This window comes from Halomonas sp. 3D7M, assembly GCF_014897885.1.
Taxonomy (GTDB): domain Bacteria; phylum Pseudomonadota; class Gammaproteobacteria; order Pseudomonadales; family Halomonadaceae; genus Vreelandella.
Genome location: NZ_JABUZF010000249.1, coordinates 8,812 through 9,971 on the forward strand (window position 1 = coordinate 8,812; position 1,160 = coordinate 9,971).

Consider the following 1,160-nt stretch of genomic DNA (forward strand, 5'->3'; position numbering starts at 1 on the left):
CGTCACTTGAATCATTGTCAACAACATACAAATTAGAATAACCTACTTGACCACCATAGTATTTTAACCATAAAGGCAGAATTTTCTTTTCATTATATATCATAGTGACGACTGCAAGCTTCATATCAACCTCAATTTTTAAAACAATTTATGTTGACAATTCTTTTAGATAGCTGGCAACGTCAATCTCGTTGCTCTCAAGAAAATGCACATACTCACCTGCTAGCTCCTTCCGGCGACTATCGAACTCTGAACCATCGAAATTAATAAAATCTACTATTTGCTCAACAGAATCAAATTTATTTAGCTGGCCTGCATCGAGGGAAGGTATAGACATAAAATCACACATTTCTTTCGTTCTTGAGTCATGTGTAATGCAAATTGCCGGTGTTCCTGCCTGTAAACCGACCATAGCTCCATGAATTCGAGTACCTATAACTAAATCGTAGCTTTCTAAATAGTGCATCCAATCCGCCGCATCAAAAAAAGCAACTAAATACTTACGAACCCAACTTATAAACTCATCGTTTGATAAGCTAGGCTTTAAAAACTCTCGGTAAGCGTTAAGCTGTTTAGGGCTTAACTTAGAGGCTTCACCACAAGCAAGCTGCACGAAAGGTTTCGGATGCTGGACAATATAGCCACCTTCAGTCTCTTCCATTTTATCGAGCAAAAACCTTTCTACATTATAAAGATTTTTTTTATTAGAATTACCTCCTGATATTGCAATTTTATCTATCTTTGAAAAACGCTCTTCGAGATTTCTCCCCAGACTCTTACTCTCGTTGATAAAAAGGGAAGGACAACCCAGAACAGTTGCAAGCCCCGTATATCCATAGTGTTCAATTACTTTTTTTGTATATGGCCCTCTTACACCAACGTTTGAAACGTTATGGTATTTGGCACTATCTTTTAACGCCTGTAAAAAGCTTTTATGCCCATCATTAAGATCAGGATAAGAGTCAAAGTCAGCGCTCTGAGCTCCTAACCCAAGCGCGACAATGCTATTTTTCGTTTTTGAAAGCAGATCTGCTCGATTCTTTAGATCTTGCTGGGGGCCAAGAAAGTTTGCACAAGGTATAACAATTGGTTTAGTTGCATTACTGTTTTTATTTCGCCATGGTAAAAAAGGCGACTCCCAGCCAATCGCCTTGTGAACC

At 38.4% G+C, this 1,160-nt stretch carries 1 protein-coding gene; it reads right to left on the minus strand.

The features are described from left to right. Nucleotides 1-148: 148 nt before the first annotated feature. Nucleotides 149-1,160 (minus strand): polysaccharide pyruvyl transferase family protein (locus INT22_RS15135; RefSeq protein ID WP_193068505.1); only part of this gene is annotated, 1,012 nt, incomplete at its 5' end.